This window comes from Kribbella sp. NPDC058245 (assembly GCF_042882005.1).
Lineage (GTDB): Bacteria > Actinomycetota > Actinomycetes > Propionibacteriales > Kribbellaceae > Kribbella.
The window spans coordinates 304,106-321,172 of sequence record NZ_JBHVWY010000011.1 but is presented as its reverse complement, the minus strand read 5'-3'; the positions used below and the strand labels follow the sequence as shown (position 1 = coordinate 321,172).

The 17,067-nt window shown below is 66.9% G+C and carries 14 protein-coding genes; 7 read left to right on the top strand and 7 right to left on the bottom strand.

The features are described from left to right. Nucleotides 1-461: 461 nt before the first annotated feature. Together ACFVWG_RS26035 and ACFVWG_RS26030 are read right to left on the bottom strand one after the other, a co-directional pair. The gene (locus ACFVWG_RS26035) at nucleotides 462-2,141 is read right to left on the bottom strand and encodes a hypothetical protein (RefSeq protein ID WP_391546017.1); all 1,680 of its coding nucleotides are present in this window, start codon (nucleotides 2,139-2,141) and stop codon (nucleotides 462-464) included. Beyond that, nucleotides 2,141-2,362 carry a hypothetical protein gene (locus ACFVWG_RS26030; RefSeq protein WP_391546016.1) on the bottom strand — a complete coding sequence of 74 codons (222 nt, stop codon included), beginning with the start codon at nucleotides 2,360-2,362 and terminating at the stop codon, nucleotides 2,141-2,143. The genes ACFVWG_RS26035 and ACFVWG_RS26030 overlap by 1 nt, the downstream gene beginning before the upstream one ends. A 39-nt stretch (nucleotides 2,363-2,401) precedes the next feature. Between ACFVWG_RS26030 and ACFVWG_RS26025 the strand changes: the two genes are divergently transcribed. Both ACFVWG_RS26025 and ACFVWG_RS26020 read left to right on the top strand, forming a co-directional pair. Next, on the top strand, nucleotides 2,402-3,217 hold the full coding sequence (locus ACFVWG_RS26025) for an endo alpha-1,4 polygalactosaminidase (protein WP_391546015.1): 816 nt from the start codon (nucleotides 2,402-2,404) through the stop codon (nucleotides 3,215-3,217). A gap of 83 nt (nucleotides 3,218-3,300) precedes the next feature. Then, nucleotides 3,301-4,107: a glycoside hydrolase family protein gene (locus ACFVWG_RS26020; RefSeq protein ID WP_391546014.1), complete on the top strand. Its 807-nt coding sequence runs from the start codon at nucleotides 3,301-3,303 to the stop codon at nucleotides 4,105-4,107. Nucleotides 4,108-4,151: 44 nt separating this feature from the next. Here ACFVWG_RS26020 and ACFVWG_RS26015 read toward each other — a convergent pair whose 3' ends face one another. After that, on the bottom strand, nucleotides 4,152-6,086 hold the full coding sequence (locus ACFVWG_RS26015) for a glycosyl hydrolase family 8 (RefSeq protein ID WP_391546013.1): 1,935 nt from the start codon (nucleotides 6,084-6,086) through the stop codon (nucleotides 4,152-4,154). Between the two features lie 174 nt (nucleotides 6,087-6,260). Here ACFVWG_RS26015 and ACFVWG_RS26010 point away from each other — a divergent pair, with 174 nt between their 5' ends. Continuing rightward, on the top strand, nucleotides 6,261-7,820 hold the full coding sequence (locus tag ACFVWG_RS26010; protein ID WP_391546012.1) for a phytoene desaturase family protein: 1,560 nt from the start codon (nucleotides 6,261-6,263) through the stop codon (nucleotides 7,818-7,820). Between the two features lie 20 nt (nucleotides 7,821-7,840). After that, entirely contained in the window at nucleotides 7,841-8,281 is a 441-nt protein-coding gene (locus ACFVWG_RS26005; protein WP_391546011.1) for an SRPBCC family protein, read from the top strand. Here ACFVWG_RS26005 and ACFVWG_RS26000 read toward each other — a convergent pair. Then, nucleotides 8,274-9,947 (bottom strand): alpha-amylase family protein, encoded by a 1,674-nt coding sequence (locus tag ACFVWG_RS26000; protein ID WP_391546010.1) that lies wholly within the window; start codon nucleotides 9,945-9,947, stop codon nucleotides 8,274-8,276. The two genes, ACFVWG_RS26005 and ACFVWG_RS26000, sit on opposite strands and share 8 nt — an antisense overlap. A 90-nt stretch (nucleotides 9,948-10,037) precedes the next feature. On the opposite strand from ACFVWG_RS26000, the gene ACFVWG_RS25995 reads away from it, so the two are divergent. Further along, on the top strand, nucleotides 10,038-10,595 hold the full coding sequence (locus tag ACFVWG_RS25995; RefSeq protein ID WP_391546009.1) for a hemerythrin domain-containing protein: 558 nt from the start codon (nucleotides 10,038-10,040) through the stop codon (nucleotides 10,593-10,595). Next, nucleotides 10,592-11,593, top strand: a complete 1,002-nt coding sequence (locus ACFVWG_RS25990) for an SDR family oxidoreductase (RefSeq protein WP_391546008.1) — start codon at nucleotides 10,592-10,594, stop codon at nucleotides 11,591-11,593. Before ACFVWG_RS25995 ends, ACFVWG_RS25990 begins: the two co-directional genes overlap by 4 nt. A gap of 152 nt (nucleotides 11,594-11,745) precedes the next feature. Here the strand turns inward: ACFVWG_RS25990 and ACFVWG_RS25985 are convergent, their stop codons facing one another. From ACFVWG_RS25985 to ACFVWG_RS25975, 3 genes are all read right to left on the bottom strand, one after another. After that, a complete protein-coding gene (locus tag ACFVWG_RS25985) occupies nucleotides 11,746-11,889 on the bottom strand; it encodes a GPGG-motif small membrane protein (protein ID WP_391546007.1) in 144 nt (47 codons plus the stop codon). Between the two features lie 259 nt (nucleotides 11,890-12,148). Further along, on the bottom strand, nucleotides 12,149-13,426 hold the full coding sequence (locus tag ACFVWG_RS25980) for a glycoside hydrolase family 18 protein (RefSeq protein WP_391546006.1): 1,278 nt from the start codon (nucleotides 13,424-13,426) through the stop codon (nucleotides 12,149-12,151). An 87-nt stretch (nucleotides 13,427-13,513) separates the two neighbouring features. Continuing rightward, nucleotides 13,514-14,521: an alpha/beta hydrolase family esterase gene (locus ACFVWG_RS25975; RefSeq protein ID WP_391546005.1), complete on the bottom strand. Its 1,008-nt coding sequence runs from the start codon at nucleotides 14,519-14,521 to the stop codon at nucleotides 13,514-13,516. Nucleotides 14,522-14,709: 188 nt separating this feature from the next. Here ACFVWG_RS25975 and ACFVWG_RS25970 point away from each other — a divergent pair, with 188 nt between their 5' ends. Then, nucleotides 14,710-17,025: a chitobiase/beta-hexosaminidase C-terminal domain-containing protein gene (locus ACFVWG_RS25970; protein ID WP_391546004.1), complete on the top strand. Its 2,316-nt coding sequence runs from the start codon at nucleotides 14,710-14,712 to the stop codon at nucleotides 17,023-17,025. Nucleotides 17,026-17,067 lie beyond the last annotated feature (42 nt).

Below are 17,067 nucleotides of genomic sequence, written 5' to 3'. Positions count from 1 at the left end.
GTCCGTTTGGGGGGAACCAACCCCCGAAAGCTGTCCTGGGTCCCCCCAAAACCAACTGGGCACCGGGGTCATCCCCCCCAAACCGTTTGGGGGAGGAGGACCGCCAAACCGCGACCACAAAACCGCGACCGCCGCGGAGCGGCCGTACGGCGACCGCCATGGAGCGGTCGTACGGCCCCTCCTCGCCGGATCGGTCTCGCGCCACCAGTGGTGGCCGGAGACAGTTTGTGATCGCCGGAGGCGTGTTGCCCACCGTCTCGAGCCCCAACTCCCTGTCTCGCGCCACCAGTGATGGCCGGAGACAGGGAGGGGCTGGGGAGTTCTGCCTGTTCATTGAGGTCAGTTCCGCTCCCCGGCCCAACGGGCACTGGGCACTGGGCGCACTGGGCACCGCGAACCGGGCATTGGGGACCGCGAACCGGGCACGCCGGCATCCGGGCACGGGCCGGGAGGTCGGGGCGTTATCGGGTGCGATCGGTGTCCTGTACGGCGGCGCTCGCGCGCGGGCGCGCGTCCGGTGGAAGAGCGACTCGCTGGGCCGCCGCGGATGTCGGGTTGAGGCCGACCTGGAGCGCCTTGTTCAGCTCACCGGTCTCGCGCTCGTACTCGTCTGTCGCCTTCACCATCATGGTCAGGCCTTTGACGACTCTCGGATCAGGCGACGGGTTCGCCAGGACCTGCTGCAGCGCCGCCTTGGCCTCGGTGCGCATCTCGTCCCTGGTCTCCGGACCCACCAGGTGGAGCCATGCCTTCAGGGGCGGGGTCTCTTTGGTGAGGTTGAGTGGGGTGTCCTGCCAGGGTTCGGCGCTGTCGGCGGCCATGACGACGCTGATCATGCATTCGGGCATGCTGTGTTCGCCGCTGGCGACCATGTCGGCGACGGTGAACGCCATCAGGTCTTGGGCCTCGTCGGTTGAGAGACGGTCTTCGTGCACGAGCATGGTTGCGGCTGACAGGTAGAGGGCGGCGCTGCTTGAGCGGCCGCCGACGAAGCGGTCCGGCATCGAGTTCGTCAGTTCGTGGTACCAGCCGGGGTCGCTGACGTCGATCGTCGCCGCCACCGGCAGGTCGGGCTGGTACGGCGCTGGGTCCGGGTGCTCGGCCTCCGTGAACATGGCATCGCCGCCGAGCCTGCGGTGCGGCGGCACGTGCACATCCCACCCGGCTTCGTGGAAGTTCAGCCGGGTCCGCGTCGGCCCCAACGTCTGGGCGTATCCCTGCTCGGGCGCCTCCACGTTGTTGTAGACCTCCCGGATCTGGTCGAACAGCTCGTCGTCGACCGCGCGGCTCGGGCCACGATTGCGGTTCTCGGGCCGACCGGCGCCGGGCACGTGCATGCCGACGCCCTCGTTCACCCGGGTATACCCCTGGTGATAGGCGAAGGTCTCGAACGTCGCCTTCCAGTCGCTGCCCGCGGGCTCCCCGTCAATCGTCAGCTCACCGGTCGCCCCGTCCTTCTGCAGCGAGACCGGCGAGCCCACCGCGAGCCCGCGGTTGCCGACCGGGCCGGCGAGCACCGTCCCCTGGATGGTCACGTCCCCAGCACCGCCGTCGGTCACACCGCTCACCCGTAGCCGCAGCTCGTCGGCATCCGCGTGTACCCGGACCACGTGGTCGACCCAACCGGCAGCCGCGCCGGGCGTCGTACCGGCGTCGAAGGAGTCGACGTGCTTGGAGATCGCTCCGTCGGGCAGCATCGCGTACGTGGTGTCCCGCTGATAGGTGATGCCCAGCTGCTGCTGCGGGTCGTCACGCGGCGCGTGCTCGCGGGCTGCGGCGATGGCGTTCAGCTCGTCCTGGTTCGTGCCCGTGACCTTGTAGCCGTTCTCCTGCAGGAACCAGTTCGGCTGGGTGCGCTCGACCTCGGGGACGAAGTCGTCCATCGCCTGCTGAAAGGCCTCCCAGCCAGGCCGCTGCGGCGGGTTGCCCGCATCCCTGCTCGCCAGCTCGGCGCGCCAACTGCGCCTCTTGACCTGGAGGTAGCTCGCGACGGTGGCGATCTCCGCCTGCTCGTCGCTGCCGGCGTGTCGTCCATAACCGAACTCGGAGCTCCGGTCGAGCGCCGCCATCCGGTCCGCGGGCGTCCGGTACTGCGCGAGGATTCTCGCGACAGCCGCGTCCCGCTCCCCCGCCTCCTGCATTACGCCTCGTCGACGGCCCGGCGGACTTCGCGTTCGACGTAGTCCCAGGCGTGGTTGGCGGCGATCTGGTCGTCGTAGTACTCGGTCAGGGCTTCTTCGGTGAGCTTGCGGACCAGGGCTTCGCCATCCAGTACGGCGAGGTCGGCGCGCGGCGGCCGCAACTTGGCCAGCGTGCTCGCGCGGATGGCGTCGTACCGGTCCTGCTCGTTGGCGTACTGCATCACAGGAGTCTAGACAGCGAAGGGGGCTAGGGTGACCGCGTGGCGAACCGTCGGACCCTGCTGATCGGGCTGGCCGTTGCCCTGGTGGTTGCCGTCGGCCTCATCGTGGTCAACCGGTTGCCCAAGGCATCCGAACCACCCGCAGCCGTTGAGGCGCCGCCGCTGCATGCCGGGCTCGACTATCAGCTCGGTGGGCCCTATCCGCCGGCCGCTGACGTCAAGGTCGTGGTCCGGGACCGGACAGCGCCGATCGCCGAAGGCCTGTACAACGTCTGCTACGTCAACGCGTTCCAGACCCAGCCCGGCGAGGGCGGCGACTGGGACCAGGACCTCCTGCTCCGCGACAGCGCCGGCAAGCTCGTGATCGACGAGGACTGGGACGAGCCGTTGCTCGACCTGCGGACGGCGGACAAGCGGACACGGATCGCGGCCAAACTGAACACCTGGATCGACGGCTGCGCCACGAGCGGCTACAAAGCCATCGAGCCGGACAACTACGACAGCTACACCCGGTCCAAAGGGCTGCTGACCCCCGACCACGCCAAGGCGCTACTGACCCTGCTCGCTGAGCACGCGCACAGCCGCAGCCTGGCGATCGGCCAGAAGAACACGGCTGACCTCGCCGCCGACCGCAAGACCGTCGGGCTCGACTTCGCCGTCTCCGAGGAGTGCGGCCAGTACGACGAATGTGCGACGTACGCCGATGCCTTCGCCGACAACGTCCTCGTGGTCGAGTACACCGCCGACGGACTCCGCAAAGCCTGTACGACGTTCGGCCGCCGGCTGAGCGTCGTCCTGCGCGACCGCGAGGTCACCGCGCCCGGCAGCCCGACGTACATCCGTAGAACCTGCTGAACTACCACAGTCCTTGGGCTGAGCTGATGTCAACGCTGTCAGGGTCTGCGACGCTCGGGTGAACCGCCCCAGGGAGTCCACCCATGCGAAAAACACTTCTCGTCGCTCTGACCGTCCTGCTGTCCTTCGTCCTCGCCGTACCGTCGAACGCACAGGTCCTGGCCACCAAGAAAGGTGCCAGCACCAACAACGTCTCCGGCGCCTCGCAGGCCCTGACCGCTGTCAACGCAAGCTGGTTCTACTCCTGGGCCACCAATCCCCAGGGTGTCGCGAAACCGGCCGGCGTCGAGTTCGTCCCGATGATCTGGGGACGAGGATCGGTCAACTCCGGAGCGCTCAACGACGCCAAGGCCAACGGCAGCACGCTGCTCGGCTTCAACGAACCCGACATGGGCGGCCAGGCCAACATGTCGGTCGACGAAGCGCTCAACCTGTGGCCGCAGCTCCAGTCGACCGGTATGCGGCTCGGTGCACCCGCCGTTGCGTACGGCGGTGCTGACCCCGGCGGCTGGCTGGATCGCTTCATGTCTGGCGCCGCCGCGCGTGGCTACCGCGTCGACTTCATCCCGCTGCACTGGTACGGCGGGGACTTCTCCTCGAATGCAACCGGCCAGCTCGAGAGCTACGTGAACGCGGTCCGCGCCCGGTACAACAAGCCGGTCTGGATCACTGAGTACGCGCTGGTCGACTGGTCCACCGGCACGGCCCGCTACCCGAGTGAGGCCCAGCAGGTCGACTTCATCAAGCGGTCCACCGCGATGCTGGCCGGTAAGAGCTTCGTCGAGCGCTACGCCTGGTTCACCCTCAACACCCAGGTCTTCCCGACCGGCCTGTGCAACGGCGCGACCCCGAACGCCTCGGGCAACGCCTACCGAGCCGCCCCCGCCTGATCGGACAATGCCCGCGCGGCCGAGACCGCGCGGGCATCTGGTGGTTACGGCACCCAGTGGTTCTGGGTGACGGTGATCATGACCTGCAGCTGGATGCTGGCCGGGTAGTAGTCGGCACTGTCGATCGGCGTCGCCAGCATCTTGGTCCACAGTGCGTCGAGCCAGGCCTGGCTGCCCGAATCCGTCATGGCCGCGACGGCGAACGGCGCGAAGTACGACGGGTTGCTGTCGGACTGGACCTGGGTTCCGTTCAACTGGTAGCCGACGCCGACGTTGTTGGCGTTGCCGCCGGTCTTGGCCTTGATCCAGGTGTTCAGCTTGCGTGCCGCGGCGAGCGAGACACTGTCCCCGCTGGTCACCGCGTCGGCGCCGATCCGCCACGGGTCACGACAGGCGTTCCACCAGAACAAGCCGTCCTTCACGTCCTCGAGAACTTTCCCCGCGGCCGGCTTCGGGGTGGAGTTGGTGTTGATCACGAAGTCCGGCAGCAGCCCGGTGTTCGGCGCGTAGTTCGCCTGCAGTGTGGTCATCACGCTCTGGTGCTTGGTCCGGATGGTGTCCCAGACCGCGTTGCCGGTGGCCGTCTTGAAGGCGCGGAAGTGGTCGGCCATCCAGTCCGACGTCCGGGACATGTAGTAGTGCTCGTCACCGGAATCGGCCCAGTCGCCGAACGTGAGCAGGTTCGTGCTCGGATTGATCTCACTCGCCTTGATCGCGTTGATGTGCTTGATCGCGAGCTGCTTGTAGTTGTAGGTGCCGCTGCTCCCCCACTGCTTGTCGGCCAGGAGGAGGCCGTAGGCGACATCCATGTCGCCATCGGTGGCGGAGTCGGAGCCGCTGTTGCTTACGCAGGAGGCGTTCTGCTCGGCGGCCAGCAGGTCGGCGTTGTTCACCGAGGGATGCGCCAGCACGTATTTGAGCAGGCCGTCGAAGATCGTCTTGGCGTTCGGGTCGGCACCGGCCATGGTGGCGCTGATGACCATCCCGTAGCCCTGGGCCTCGCCCACATAGGGGTGATCGGCGTCGGGGGAATAGACCTCGTACCAGCCGTTGCCGCAGTTCTGCTTGAGGAACGCCGACTTCCACTGGGTGTAGTAGTCGATCACCTTCTGGTCGATCGCAGCCTGGGTACCCGACGGCTTGAGCATGCCGGCCGCGTACGGGAACTGGTGACTGCCGAACGGTACAGCGGGTCCGCCGCCACCACCGGCTTGCGTGGTCGCCGTCACGGAGTTGCTCACCGCTGACAGGTTGCCGGCCGCATCACGCGCCTTGACCGTGTACGTGTAGCTGGTCGACGCCGTACGGCCGGTGTCTGTGTAGGTGGTGCCGGCGCTGGTGGCGACCTCGGTGCCGTTGCGATAAACGACGTACCCAGTCACGCCGATGTTGTCCGTCGACGCGTTCCACGCCAGCGAAACGCTGCTCGACGTCGTCCCCGTTGCCGCGAGACCGGTCGGCGTACTCGGGGGCGTGGTGTCACCCGGGTTGCCGCCGCCCGTCGTGCCGTAGACCTCGAAGTCGAACAGCGAATACCCGTACGACGTCCCGCGCGCGGTGCCGTAGACGCGAACGTACCGGCCGCTGCCCGACAGGGTCAGGTCGTCGGTCGCGCCATTCCCGGTCGTGGTCGAGAAGACGTCGGTCCAGCCCGTCGAACCGTCGGCCGAGGTCTGGATCTTGTAGCTCTTCCCGTACGCCGCCTCCCAGTTCAGCTTGACGCGGGAGATGGTCGCGGTGGCGCCGAGGTCGACACGGATCCACTCCGGATCATGACCTTCGACGCTGGCCCACCGAGTGCCGGCGTTACCGTCGACGGCCAGACCGGCCGCGAACCCACTACTCTCGACAGACGACGCAGTGGCGGGCTTCCCCTGTGAGAGCAAGGTGTCGGCCGCCTGGGCGGCCAAAGTAGGTGGGACGAACAATGCAGAGGCAACGACCGCCGCAGCGGTCAGCCCACGAAGTAGATAAGACATCAGCGGTGTCCTCCGGGCGGTAAAGGAAGCTGCGGGACTGAACCGTTAGGAAACTTTCCTAATGATTAGTCGGAAAAGTAGGCTTCGATCCGCCCGAGCGCAAGACCTCGCCGAACAATCAATCGTTGGCTTGGACCCGGCCCTGACCTGTTTGGGAGTGGGCACCGACAGGGTGTGAGTGATGCTGTCGTGGTCGGTGCGGGTCCGAACGGGCTGGTGGCGGCCAACCTGCTGGTCGATGCCGGGTGGGACGTTGTCCTGCTCGAGGCGAACGACGCGGTGGGCGGTGGGGTGCGGAGTTCGAGCGAGGTTGACCCGGCGTTCGTGCATGACACGTTCAGTTCGTTCTATCCGTTGGCTGCGGTCTCGCCGACGATCAGGAACCTGAACCTTGGCGAGTATGGGCTTGAGTGGTCCAACGCGCCCTCGCCGGTGGGGAATCCGGTCTCGGGTGGGGGCTGGGCGCTGGTGCATCCCGACCCGGCTGACACGGCTGCCGCGCTGGACACGCTGCAGGCCGGTGATGGGCAGGCTTGGCTTGACCTGTACGGCGATTGGGAGCGTGTGGGGCCGGCTGTGATCGATGCGTTGCTCAGCCCGTTTCCGCCGGTGCGCGCAGGGATCGGCGTACTGCGACACCTCTTGGGGCCGCGGGGTTTGAAGCGGCTGGAACTGCTGCTCGGACCGACCCAGTGGGTCGGCGACCGGCGGTTCACGGGTGCGGCCGCGAAGATGCTGATGGCAACTAATTCGCAGCATGCGGATATCGCTCCGACGGCGCCGGGATCGGGGCTGATGGGGTGGCTGCTGGTGATGATCGCGCAGCAGTACGGGTATCCGGTGCCGCGTGGTGGCGCTGGTGAGTTCTCGCAGGCACTGGTCAAACGGTTCGTCGCGCACGGCGGCCAAGTCGTCTGCCAGGCTCGCGTTGACCGGATCCTCATTCGCGGTGGCCGGGCCATCGGCGTACGGACAACGGACGGGACCGAGTACGGCGCCGCGCGGGCGGTGCTCGCGGATGTGTCGGCACCCGCGCTGTATCGGGACCTCATTCCGCGCGACCAGTTGCCGAAGCATGTGCATCAGCGGTTGCGGGCGTTCCGGTGGGATCCCGGCACGATCAAGGTCGACTGGGCGTTGAGCTCACCGATTCCGTGGCGGGACCAGCCCGCACTGGCACCCGGTACGGCGCATCTCGCGGACTCGGTCGCGGATCTACGGCGATGGTCCGGGCAGCTCGCCGCCGGGTACATCCCCGATCGGCCGTTCCTGCTGATGGGCCAGATGACGACCGCCGATGCCACCCGATCTCCGGCCGGCACGGAGTCCGCCTGGGCCTACACACACGTTCCGCAACAGACACGCGGTGACGCCGGCGGCGCCTTGACCGGGCAGTGGGATGACTCCGAGGCCGAGGCGATGGCTGCCCGGATCGAGGCTCGGGTCGAGCAGTTCGCGCCAGGGTTCGCCGAGCGGATCACCGCGCGCCGGATCCTCAGCCCGCGTGAGCTCGAGCGCCGCAACGCCAACCTGGTCGGTGGCGCCGTCAACGGCGGTACGTCGGGTCTACGCCAGGAACTGTTTCTCCGGCCGATGCCAGGCCTGGGCCGTGCCGAAACGGCGATCAAGTCGCTGTATCTCGCGTCCGCGTCCGCGCATCCCGGCGGTGGCGTGCACGGAGCCTGCGGTTCCAATGCCGCCCGCGCCGCGCTGTTCCACGCTCGGAAGGATTGAACCGCGGGTACTGGACCCGCATGAGTGAAACCGAGCGCCTGATCAACGCGTCCGTCGAGGACGTGTTCGCCGTACTGACCGACGGGTGGAGTTATGCCGCGTGGGTGGTCGGAGCGTCCCGGATCCGGGACGTCGAGCCGGGCTGGCCGGAGCCCGGGCACAGCATTCACCACTCGGTCGGAGCCTGGCCGCTGCTGATCAACGACGCCACGACCGTGACCCGGTACGAACCGCTGCGGCTGCTCGAACTGAAGGTGCGGGCCTGGCCGACGGGTGAAGGGGCAGTCGAGTTCGAGGCGACCGAGAAGGACGGCGTGTGCCACCTCGTCATGCGTGAGCAGATGACGAAGGGGCCGGCGATGCTCATCCCGGCCCAGATCGCCGACCCGATCCTGCATCTGCGCAACGCCGAGACGTTGCAGCGCCTCGCCTTGCTGGCCGAGGGCCGCGCCCTCAGATGATGTAGCGGTCGTCCGGTCCGACGACGCGCAGCCAACGGACTCCGTGCGGCTCCAGATCCAGGGACAACGTGCCGTCCGCGGCGACGTCGGTCGTCCCTGCCCGGAGCAGATCGACCGCACGGAGGTCCGCGCCGACGTCCGCAACGTCGAGCTTGACCTGCGCGAACTCATCGGCAAAGTTGTGCACGGCAACAATCACGCCGTCCTCGTACGCCGATCGATGCGCGAAGACGGTCGACGAGTTATGGTCGAGAATCGTGCATTCGCCCCACGACAACTCCGGGCACTCGCGATACCGCCGTACCAGCAGCTTGATCCAGTTGAGCAGCGAATTCGGGTCCCGGCGCTGGGCGGCCACGTTGACGTTCGCCGGGCCGAACTCCCCCTCGGTAACCGGCGCGGCGAGCTGCGACGGATCGGCCGTGGAGAAACCGCCATTGGGACCGTCGGTCCATTGCATGGGCGTGCGAACAGCGCGACGGCCCTCGATCGCGAGGTTCTCCCCCATCCCGATCTCCTCGCCGTAGAAGAGCACCGGCGTCCCAGGCATCGAGAACAGCAGGCTGTAGACCATCTTGATCCGCGCCTGGTTGTTGTCCAGCATCGGTGGCAGCCGCCGGCGCAGACCGCGGCCGTACAGCTGCATCCCTTGATCGGGGCCGAAGGCGTCGAACACCTCTTGCCGTTCGGCGTCGGACAGTTTGTCCAGGGTCAGCTCGTCGTGATTGCGCACGAACGTGCCCCATTGGCCCTGCTTCGCGGCCATCGGACGCTCACGCAACGCCTTCACCAACGAGGCCGGGTCGTTGCGCGCCAACGACAGGTAGAGCGCCTGCATCCCGATGAAGTCGAAGCACATCGTGAGTTCGTCGCCGTCCTCGTCACCGAAGAAGCGCCGTACGTCGGGATACTTCAGGTTGACCTCGCCGAGCAGCATCGACTGGCTGCGCCGCCGCTCCAGGAACGCCCGCAGATCGCGCAGATAGCCGTGCGGATCCGGCAGGTTGCCCGCGTCGACCGCACCGGACGTGTCCAGCAGGAACGGTACGGCGTCCACCCGGAACCCGGACAGACCGAGCTCGGCCCAGAAGCCGATCACGCGCTGGATCTCCTCGCGCACCTCGGCGTTCGCGATGTCGAGATCCGGCTGATGCTTGTAGAACTGGTGCAGGTAGTACTGCCCCGCCTGCTTGTCGTACTCCCACAGGCTCGTCTCCTGATCCGGGAACACGATGCCCTCGTGCTGGTTCGCCGGCGGCTCGTCCCGCCAGACATACCACCCCCGGTACGGCGAATCCGGCGACGAGCGCGCGCTCTGGAACCACGGATGCGCGTTCGACGTGTGGTTGACGACCAGGTCCGCGATCACCCGGATCCCGCGATCCTGGGCCAGCGTGAGCAGCTCGACCAGATCGCCGTGCGTGCCGAGCCGCGGGTCGACGCCGTAGAAGTCGGTGATGTCGTAGCCGTCGTCTCGATCGGGCGTCGGATAGAACGGCATCAGCCACAGGCACGTCACGCCCAGATCGGCCAGATAGTCGATGCGCTGACCGACGCCGCGCAGATCACCCGAACCGTCGCCGTTCGTGTCGAAGAAGGTCTCGACATCGAGGCAGTAGATCACTGCGTTCTTCCACCAGACATCGGCCGTCTCCGTCAGTCGCATGGCCTTCCCGTGCCCCCGCGCGGGCCGCCGTACACGTTGGTTTCGCCTGGGTACCGGAGAGCACCGAACCATTACGCACGAAGGAGCATCATGACCGCGGACGTAGTCGACCTGATCATGCAGGACCACCGAGAGGTCGAGCGCCTGTTCGACGAGCTCAAGGAGAACCCGGAGAAGCGTCCGACGCTGCTGCCGGTGCTCACCACGCTACTGACCGCGCACAGCCGCGCCGAAGAGGCCGAGGTCTACCCGGTCGCGGCCGCGGAGGCCGGCGAGAAGGAAGAGGTTTCGCACAGCCAGCAGGAGCACATCGAGGCCGACAAACTGCTGGCCAAGCTCGCCGACACCGATCCGAAGTCGGCGGACTTCGACAAGGTGCTGCAGAACCTCGTCGACGCGATCACGCATCACGTCGAGGAAGAAGAGACCAAGGTCCTGCCCGGCATGCGCAGCAACCTGTCCGACCAGCGCCGTACCGAACTGGCCGAGGCCTTCGCCGCCAGCCGCGCGCAGCACCTCGGCGAGCAGCCCGGCGACATGACGCGCGACCAGCTCCAGCAGCAGGCGTCGAACGCGGACATCTCCGGGACGTCGGGGCTGCCCAAGGACGAGTTGAAGAAGAAGGTCGAGAGCGAAGGAGAGCTGTGACCCAGGTTGTCGTAGTCACCGGTGCCAGCGCCGGAATCGGCCGGGCGAGCGCGATCGCGTTCGCCCGGCGGGGGGCGAAGGTCGCGCTGCTCGCGCGGGGTGCGGAAGGGTTGCGCGCCGCGGCGCGTGATGTCGAAGCAGCCGGCGGTACGGCGTTGCCGATCGCCGTCGATGTGGCCGAGTACGACGAGGTGGAGGCGGCCGCGGCCCGGGTCGAGGCAGAGTTGGGGCCGATCGACGTCTGGGTCAACGTCGCCTTCACCAGCGTCTTCGCGCCGTTCACCGAGATCGAGCCGAGCGAGTTCAAGCGCGTCACCGAGGTGTCCTACCTCGGCTACGTGTACGCGACCCGCGCCGCGCTCGATCGCATGAAGCCACGCGATCGCGGCACCATCGTCCAGGTCGGATCGGCACTGGCCTACCGCGGGATCCCACTGCAATCGGCGTACTGCGGGGCGAAGCACGCGATCCAGGGGTTCCACGACTCGCTACGGTCGGAACTCCTGCACGACAAGGCGAATGTGCACGTCACGATGGTTCAGATGCCGGCCGTGAACACACCGCAGTTCTCCTGGGTGCTGTCCCGGCTGCCCGAGCATCCGCAACCCGTCCCGCCGATCTTCCAGCCCGAGGTCGCCGCCGACGCGGTCGTCTTCGCGGCGGATCATCCGCAGCGTCGCGAGTACTGGATCGGCGGGCCGACACTGGGCACGCTGATCGCCGACAAGTTCGTGCCGGGGTTGCTCGATCGCTACCTGGCTCGGACCGGTTACGAATCCCAGCAGACCAGCGAACTCACGAAGCCCGACGCCGAGAACCTCTGGAAGCCGGCCGACGCCGACCGCGACTTCGGCGCGCACGGCGCCTTCGACGACAAGGCCACCAGCCGTAGCTTCGAGTTCTGGTCGTCCCGCCACCGCGACCTGCTCACCGCGACCGCGGCCGGGGTGGCGACGGCCGTGGGTGCACTGCTCTTCCGCGCTGCCCGCAAGTCCTAGCAGCACGCGCGATGCGGCGAACAAACCCTCCCCAAACCGGTTTGGGGAGGGTTCCTGTCCGGGCCCGAGCTCGTCTGGGGAGGATCCACGACCGGTTCGGGGGGTGAATGCTCCCCAGATCGCTCCCCAGGTATCCGCGGGCGTGCCGCGGATCAGTTGAAGATACTGACTCCGCCGGGACCGACGAGCAGGCCGACCACGATCAGGATGATTCCCCACATCAGTCCGCCGCGCACGATCGAGACGATCCCGGAGATGACCAGGATGGCGGCGATGATCCACAGAAGGAAAAGCATGGTGGTGGTTCCTTTCGCTCACGCCGGCAGACGATCCACCGGTCCCCCGTGACAGTTCATCCAGTACCCCGGTCCATGCATCAACCGCGATCGTCGTACCATGCCCACCAGCAAGGGGTGTGGACAGGAAACGGGGGCTGTGGACAAGGCATAGCGTGTTCACGGTCCCCGCGGGGTGTGCACACCCCCGGGTTGTATCCGGCGCCCCGGGTAGCCAAAACAGCGCTCGGGGAGTTCCCCGGGCGCTGCTGGTACGGCGTCAGCCGATCGTCTTGACCGCGGTGATCAGGGCGCCGTTGCTGGTGTCTCCGGAGAGCTCCCAGAAGAACGCGCCACCGAGGCCCTGGCCGTTGGCGTAGGTCATCTTGCTGCGGATGGTGGCGGGGGTGTCGTAGCCCCACCACTGTCCGTTGCAGAACGCGTACGCCGTACCGCCGACGGTGCCGTTGGACGGGCAGCGCGTCGAGATCAGCTTGTAGTCCTCGATCCCTGCCTCGTACTTGCCGGGTGCGGCGCCGGTCGCGCTGCCGCCGGGAGCGGCCTGGGTGACGCCGGTCCAGCCGCGGCCGTAGAAGCCGATACCGAGCAGCAGCTTGGAGGCCGGGATGCCCTTGCTCTTCAGCTTCTGGATCGCGGCGTCGCTGTAGAAGCCGGCGGTCGGGATTCCGCTGTACGACGTGAGCGGTGAGTGCGGCGCGGTCGGGCCCTGCGCGTTGAACGCACCGAAGTAGTCGTACGTCATCGGCATCAGCCAGTCGAGCTTGCTCGCGGCTGCCGCATAGTTGGTGGCGTCGATCTTGCCGCCGTTGGTGCCGTCCGCGGTGATGGCGGCGGTGACGAGGGCCGACGAGCCGAAGCGGTTCCGCAGCGCGGTGATCACGTTGTTGAACGCGTTGGGGCCACTGGTGTCACAGGACAGGCCACAGGCGTTCGGGTACTCCCAGTCGACGTCGATACCGTCGAAGACATCAGCCCAGCGCGGGTCCTTGACCAAGCTGTAGCAGGAGTCGGCGAAGGCCGTCGGGTTCTGAGCGGCCTGGGTGAAGCCGCCGGACCACGTCCAGCCGCCGAAGGACCAGACGACCTTGATGTTCGGGAACTCGCGCTTCAACTTCCGCAGCTGGTTGAAGTTGCCGCGCAGCGCTCCGGCGTCCCAGGTATCGGCCACCCCATCGACCGACCCCGCCGCGTCGTACGCCTTGTCGTAGGCGGCATAGCTGTCACCCATCGTGCAGCGGCCGTTGGTCGTGTTGCCGAAGGCGTAGACGATGTTGGTCAGCTTGGCGGCCGAACCACTCGTCTTGATGTTCTTGACGTGGTAGTTCCGGTCGTAGACCCCCCACTCGGTGAAGTAGCCGACAACCCGCTTGCCGGCCGCCGGCGCCGCGGCCGCGGTCTCGCGAACGGTCAGGCCGGACGGCTCACTGTGCTCATTACTGGGTGCAGCCTGTACGGCGGATGCTCCGACGGCCGGCAGCAGACCGGCCCCCAGCAGCGCGACCGCGGTCAGAACGGATGAGACGGGGCGGAATCTCATAGGGGTTCCTCCAGATATGACAAGTGCGATTGCCCGCAGTCTCCCCGGCTCACCCGATTAAGAAACGTAAGTTCCTAAAGTAATTCATCAACCGTTTGCTCGATGGGCCCGTGGGTGGGCTACGAAGAACTGCCACATCAAGGTCGAGGCGTCGATCTCATGGGTCGCACCGACGTCGGCCGGACTGCCGGGCCAGCTATGAGTGCCGCCGGCCACCTTGTAGAGGATCACCTCGGCTTGGCCGGCACAGCCGCCGTACGACTGCTTCTTGACGTGTGCGGAGACGACGGTCACGAGTGGGCCCGTCGTACAGCGATTGAGTTGTGCCCAAGCCTGTACGGCGAGCGGCGTTGAGTAGCCCCAGCGGAGATCGGTGGGGCGGCCTTGGTACGGGTTCGTCGTGTCAGCATCGCCATGGAAGGTGATCACAGGCACCGGGCGATCCGGCTGGCAGCTCTGCAGTTCGGCAACCATTGGGTCCAGTGGGGCCGGGCGGCCGGCGCGCAGACCCGCGCTGGCACCGACGGCGGCGATCTTGTCCGGACGAGCACACGCGTACGCCGATGCCATCCGTGCGCCACCGGAGTGGCCGGTGATGTAGACCCTCGACTGGTCGACACAGCCGGACTGAGTCAGCTGGTCGATGACGCGGGTGAGGTACGCGATGTCGTCGCGCGCGTCCGGCGGCGGATAGCTGCCCGCGGTCGTCGGTACGCCGGGGACGTTCCAGAGCCAGATCTTGTTCGGGTTCGGGTCAGCAGCGGGGATGTTCGCGTTGGGCTCGACGGTGATGAAGCCCTCCCGGTCCCCCACCGCCTCGAGCCCGGTGTACGCCGCTTGCTGGTCGGCGTTCCCGTTGCTGAAGTGCAGGTTCAGGACCATCGGCAAGCGTTTCCGCGCGGAGGCCGTCGGCGGAACCTCGACCCGGACCGGATACGACTTCCCCTCGAAGGAGATGTCGACAGTTTGGATGCCGGCACTCAGCGCGCGCACGCACGGCCACCGATCACCGGCGGCCCCACTGGCGGGCAGAGCGAGCTGGGCTCCGAGGATCACGAACGCTAGGGACAGTGCGGTACGACGGCGAGGTTTCATGGGCGGGCCTCCCTGGAGAATTTCACCTACTAAACAGTCAGTAGGTAAATAAGGTCAATGGCTCGTGCAGAACCGCCTGCGGCCGAGCTCTTCCCCCGAGCGTGGGTATCGGCTTACTGTCCGCTCATGTGAGAGCGCTCTCACCCCCCTGCAGTTACCCGCCCTGTTCCGCCCGGAGGTGGTACCCCGTGATCGAACGAAGTCGTACTCATTGGCGTGCGGCGATCGTCGCACTTGTTCTGGCCGTCTGCTCGACCCTCCTGGTGGGTGGCGTAGCAACGGCGGCCGACGACTACACGCAGTCGGTCACGTCGCTGAACGCGACCCAGGCCCAGATCGCCTTCACCCCGACCACGGCGGCGGTCTACGTCGACGTGCATTACACGGTCGCCGGCCAAGGCCAGCAGAACCTCCGGATGGACCTCAGCGGCGGGACCTGGCGCAAGACCGTGAGCGGTCTGTCATCGGGAACGGTGGTCGACTACTGGTTCACCTACGAGAAGAGCGGGCCGCAGTACGACACCCCGCACTTCAGTTACACCCATGGCGGCACGACCACGCCGGCTGTCGAGACGCCGACCTTCTCCCCTGCGGGCGGCAACTACACGAGCGCGCAGACAGTGACCATCTCGACGGCCACCTCAGGCGCCACAATCCGTTACACCGTTGACGGTTCCACTCCGACCGCATCCTCGACCCTGTACGGCGGCCCGATCAGCGTGCCGACGTCGCGGACGGTGAACGCGATCGGAATCAAGGCCGGTTCGACGAACTCGGCGGTCGGCAGTGCGACGTACACGATCGGCAGTACGCCGGTCAGCTGTACGACGCAGCCCGACGTACCGAACTTCGGTCCGAACACGCGCATCTTCGACCCGAGCATGTCGTCCGCGACCATCCAGGCGCAGCTCGATGCGGACTTCAATGCGCAGAAGGACACGCTGACCGCGCAGATGGCGAACCGCCGGGTGGCGCATCTGTTCAAGCCCGGCTCCTACAGCGTGCATGACGATGTCGGCTACTACACGTCGGTCGCGGGCCTCGGCCAGAACCCCGGCGACGTCGTCATCAACGGCGCCATCACGGTCGACGCGTTCAATGAGTCCGACCAAGGCGTTGCCCTGCAGAACTTCTGGCGCTCCGCCGAGAACATGGCGGTCAACCCGATCGGCGGCTCCAACCGCTGGGCGGTCGCGCAGGCGGCGCCGTTCCGCCGGATGGACATCCGCGGCAACCTGCAGCTCTACCCGGCCAGCTACGGCTTCGCCAGCGGCGGCTACATCGCCGACACCAAGGTGTCCGGCGAGACCGCGTCCATCTCCCAGCAGCAGTGGTACACCCGGGACAGCAACCTCGGCAGCTGGGCCGGTGGCGTCTGGAACATGGTCTTCTCCGGTACGCCGGGGGCTCCGCCGACCACGTTCCCGAACCCGCCCGAGACGACTCTCGCGACCACGCCGGTCTCGCGGGATGTTCCATACCTCTACCTGGACAGCGCGGGTAAGTACCGCGTCTTCACGCCGTCGCTGCGTACCAACGCATCGGGCGCGAGCTGGGCGAACGGCTCGACCCCCGGTACGTCGATTCCGATGAGCCAGTTCTACGTCGTGAAGGCCGGCGACACCGCGTCGACCATCAACTCGGCACTGTCGGCGGGCTGCAACCTGTTCTTCACGCCCGGCGTCTACCACCTCAACCAGACGCTCAACGTGACAAGGGCAAACACCGTCGTACTGGGCATCGGCTACCCGACGCTGATCCCGGACAACGGAGTCAACGCGATGCAGGTCGCCGACGTCGACGGCGTCCGGATCAAGGGCCTGCTCTTCGACGCCGGTACGACGAACTCCGCGGCGCTGCTGACCGTCGGCCCCTCGGGCTCATCGGCCGGCCACGCATCCAACCCGACGACCCTCCAGGACGTGTTCTTCCGGATCGGCGGCTCGATCGCCGGTCACGCCACGACCAGCCTGGTTGTCAACAGCAACAACACGATCATCGACCACATCTGGGCCTGGCGCGCCGACCACGGCAACGCGGGCACCTGGGGCTGGACCCAAGCGACCGCCGACACCGGATTGCTTGTCAACGGCAACAACGTGCTCGCCACCGGCCTGTTCGTCGAGCACTACCAGAAGTCGCAGGTGATCTGGAACGGCCAAGGCGGCAAGACGATCTTCTTCCAGAACGAGATGCCGTACGACGTCCCGAACCAGGCGAGCTGGAACCGGCCGAGTGGCCGTAACGGATACGCGGCGTACAAGGTCGGCGACAACGTCACCTCACACGAGGCCTGGGGAATGGGCAGCTACAACTTCTTCAACGTCAACCCCTCGGTCAGCGCCTACAACGCCTTCGAGGCACCGAACAACGCCAACGTGCGCTTCCACAGCCTCTGCACGGTGTCCCTCAACTACCAGGGCACCATCACCCACGTCATCAACGACACCGGAGCCGTGACCCCACCAGGCACAGTCCCAGTCAACGTGGTCAGTTACCCCTAACCACGCCTACGGCCGGCCCGGATCGCGTCAGGTGATCCGGGC

Bases quoted from the DNA above. Each gene is read 5' to 3' on its own strand.
- ACFVWG_RS26030 (WP_391546016.1), bottom strand. From the start codon at position 2,362: ATGCAGTACGCCAACGAGCAGGACCGGTACGACGCCATCCGCGCGAGC.
- ACFVWG_RS25980 (WP_391546006.1), bottom strand. From the start codon at position 13,426: ATGAGATTCCGCCCCGTCTCATCCGTTCTGACCGCGGTCGCGCTGCTG.
- ACFVWG_RS25975 (WP_391546005.1), bottom strand. From the start codon at position 14,521: ATGAAACCTCGCCGTCGTACCGCACTGTCCCTAGCGTTCGTGATCCTC.
- ACFVWG_RS25985 (WP_391546007.1), bottom strand. From the start codon at position 11,889: ATGCTTTTCCTTCTGTGGATCATCGCCGCCATCCTGGTCATCTCCGGG.
- ACFVWG_RS26035 (WP_391546017.1), bottom strand. From the start codon at position 2,141: ATGCAGGAGGCGGGGGAGCGGGACGCGGCTGTCGCGAGAATCCTCGCG.
- ACFVWG_RS25995 (WP_391546009.1), top strand. From the start codon at position 10,038: ATGACCGCGGACGTAGTCGACCTGATCATGCAGGACCACCGAGAGGTC.
- ACFVWG_RS26005 (WP_391546011.1), top strand. From the start codon at position 7,841: ATGAGTGAAACCGAGCGCCTGATCAACGCGTCCGTCGAGGACGTGTTC.
- ACFVWG_RS26000 (WP_391546010.1), bottom strand. From the start codon at position 9,947: ATGCGACTGACGGAGACGGCCGATGTCTGGTGGAAGAACGCAGTGATC.
- ACFVWG_RS26015 (WP_391546013.1), bottom strand. From the start codon at position 6,086: ATGTCTTATCTACTTCGTGGGCTGACCGCTGCGGCGGTCGTTGCCTCT.
- ACFVWG_RS26020 (WP_391546014.1), top strand. From the start codon at position 3,301: ATGCGAAAAACACTTCTCGTCGCTCTGACCGTCCTGCTGTCCTTCGTC.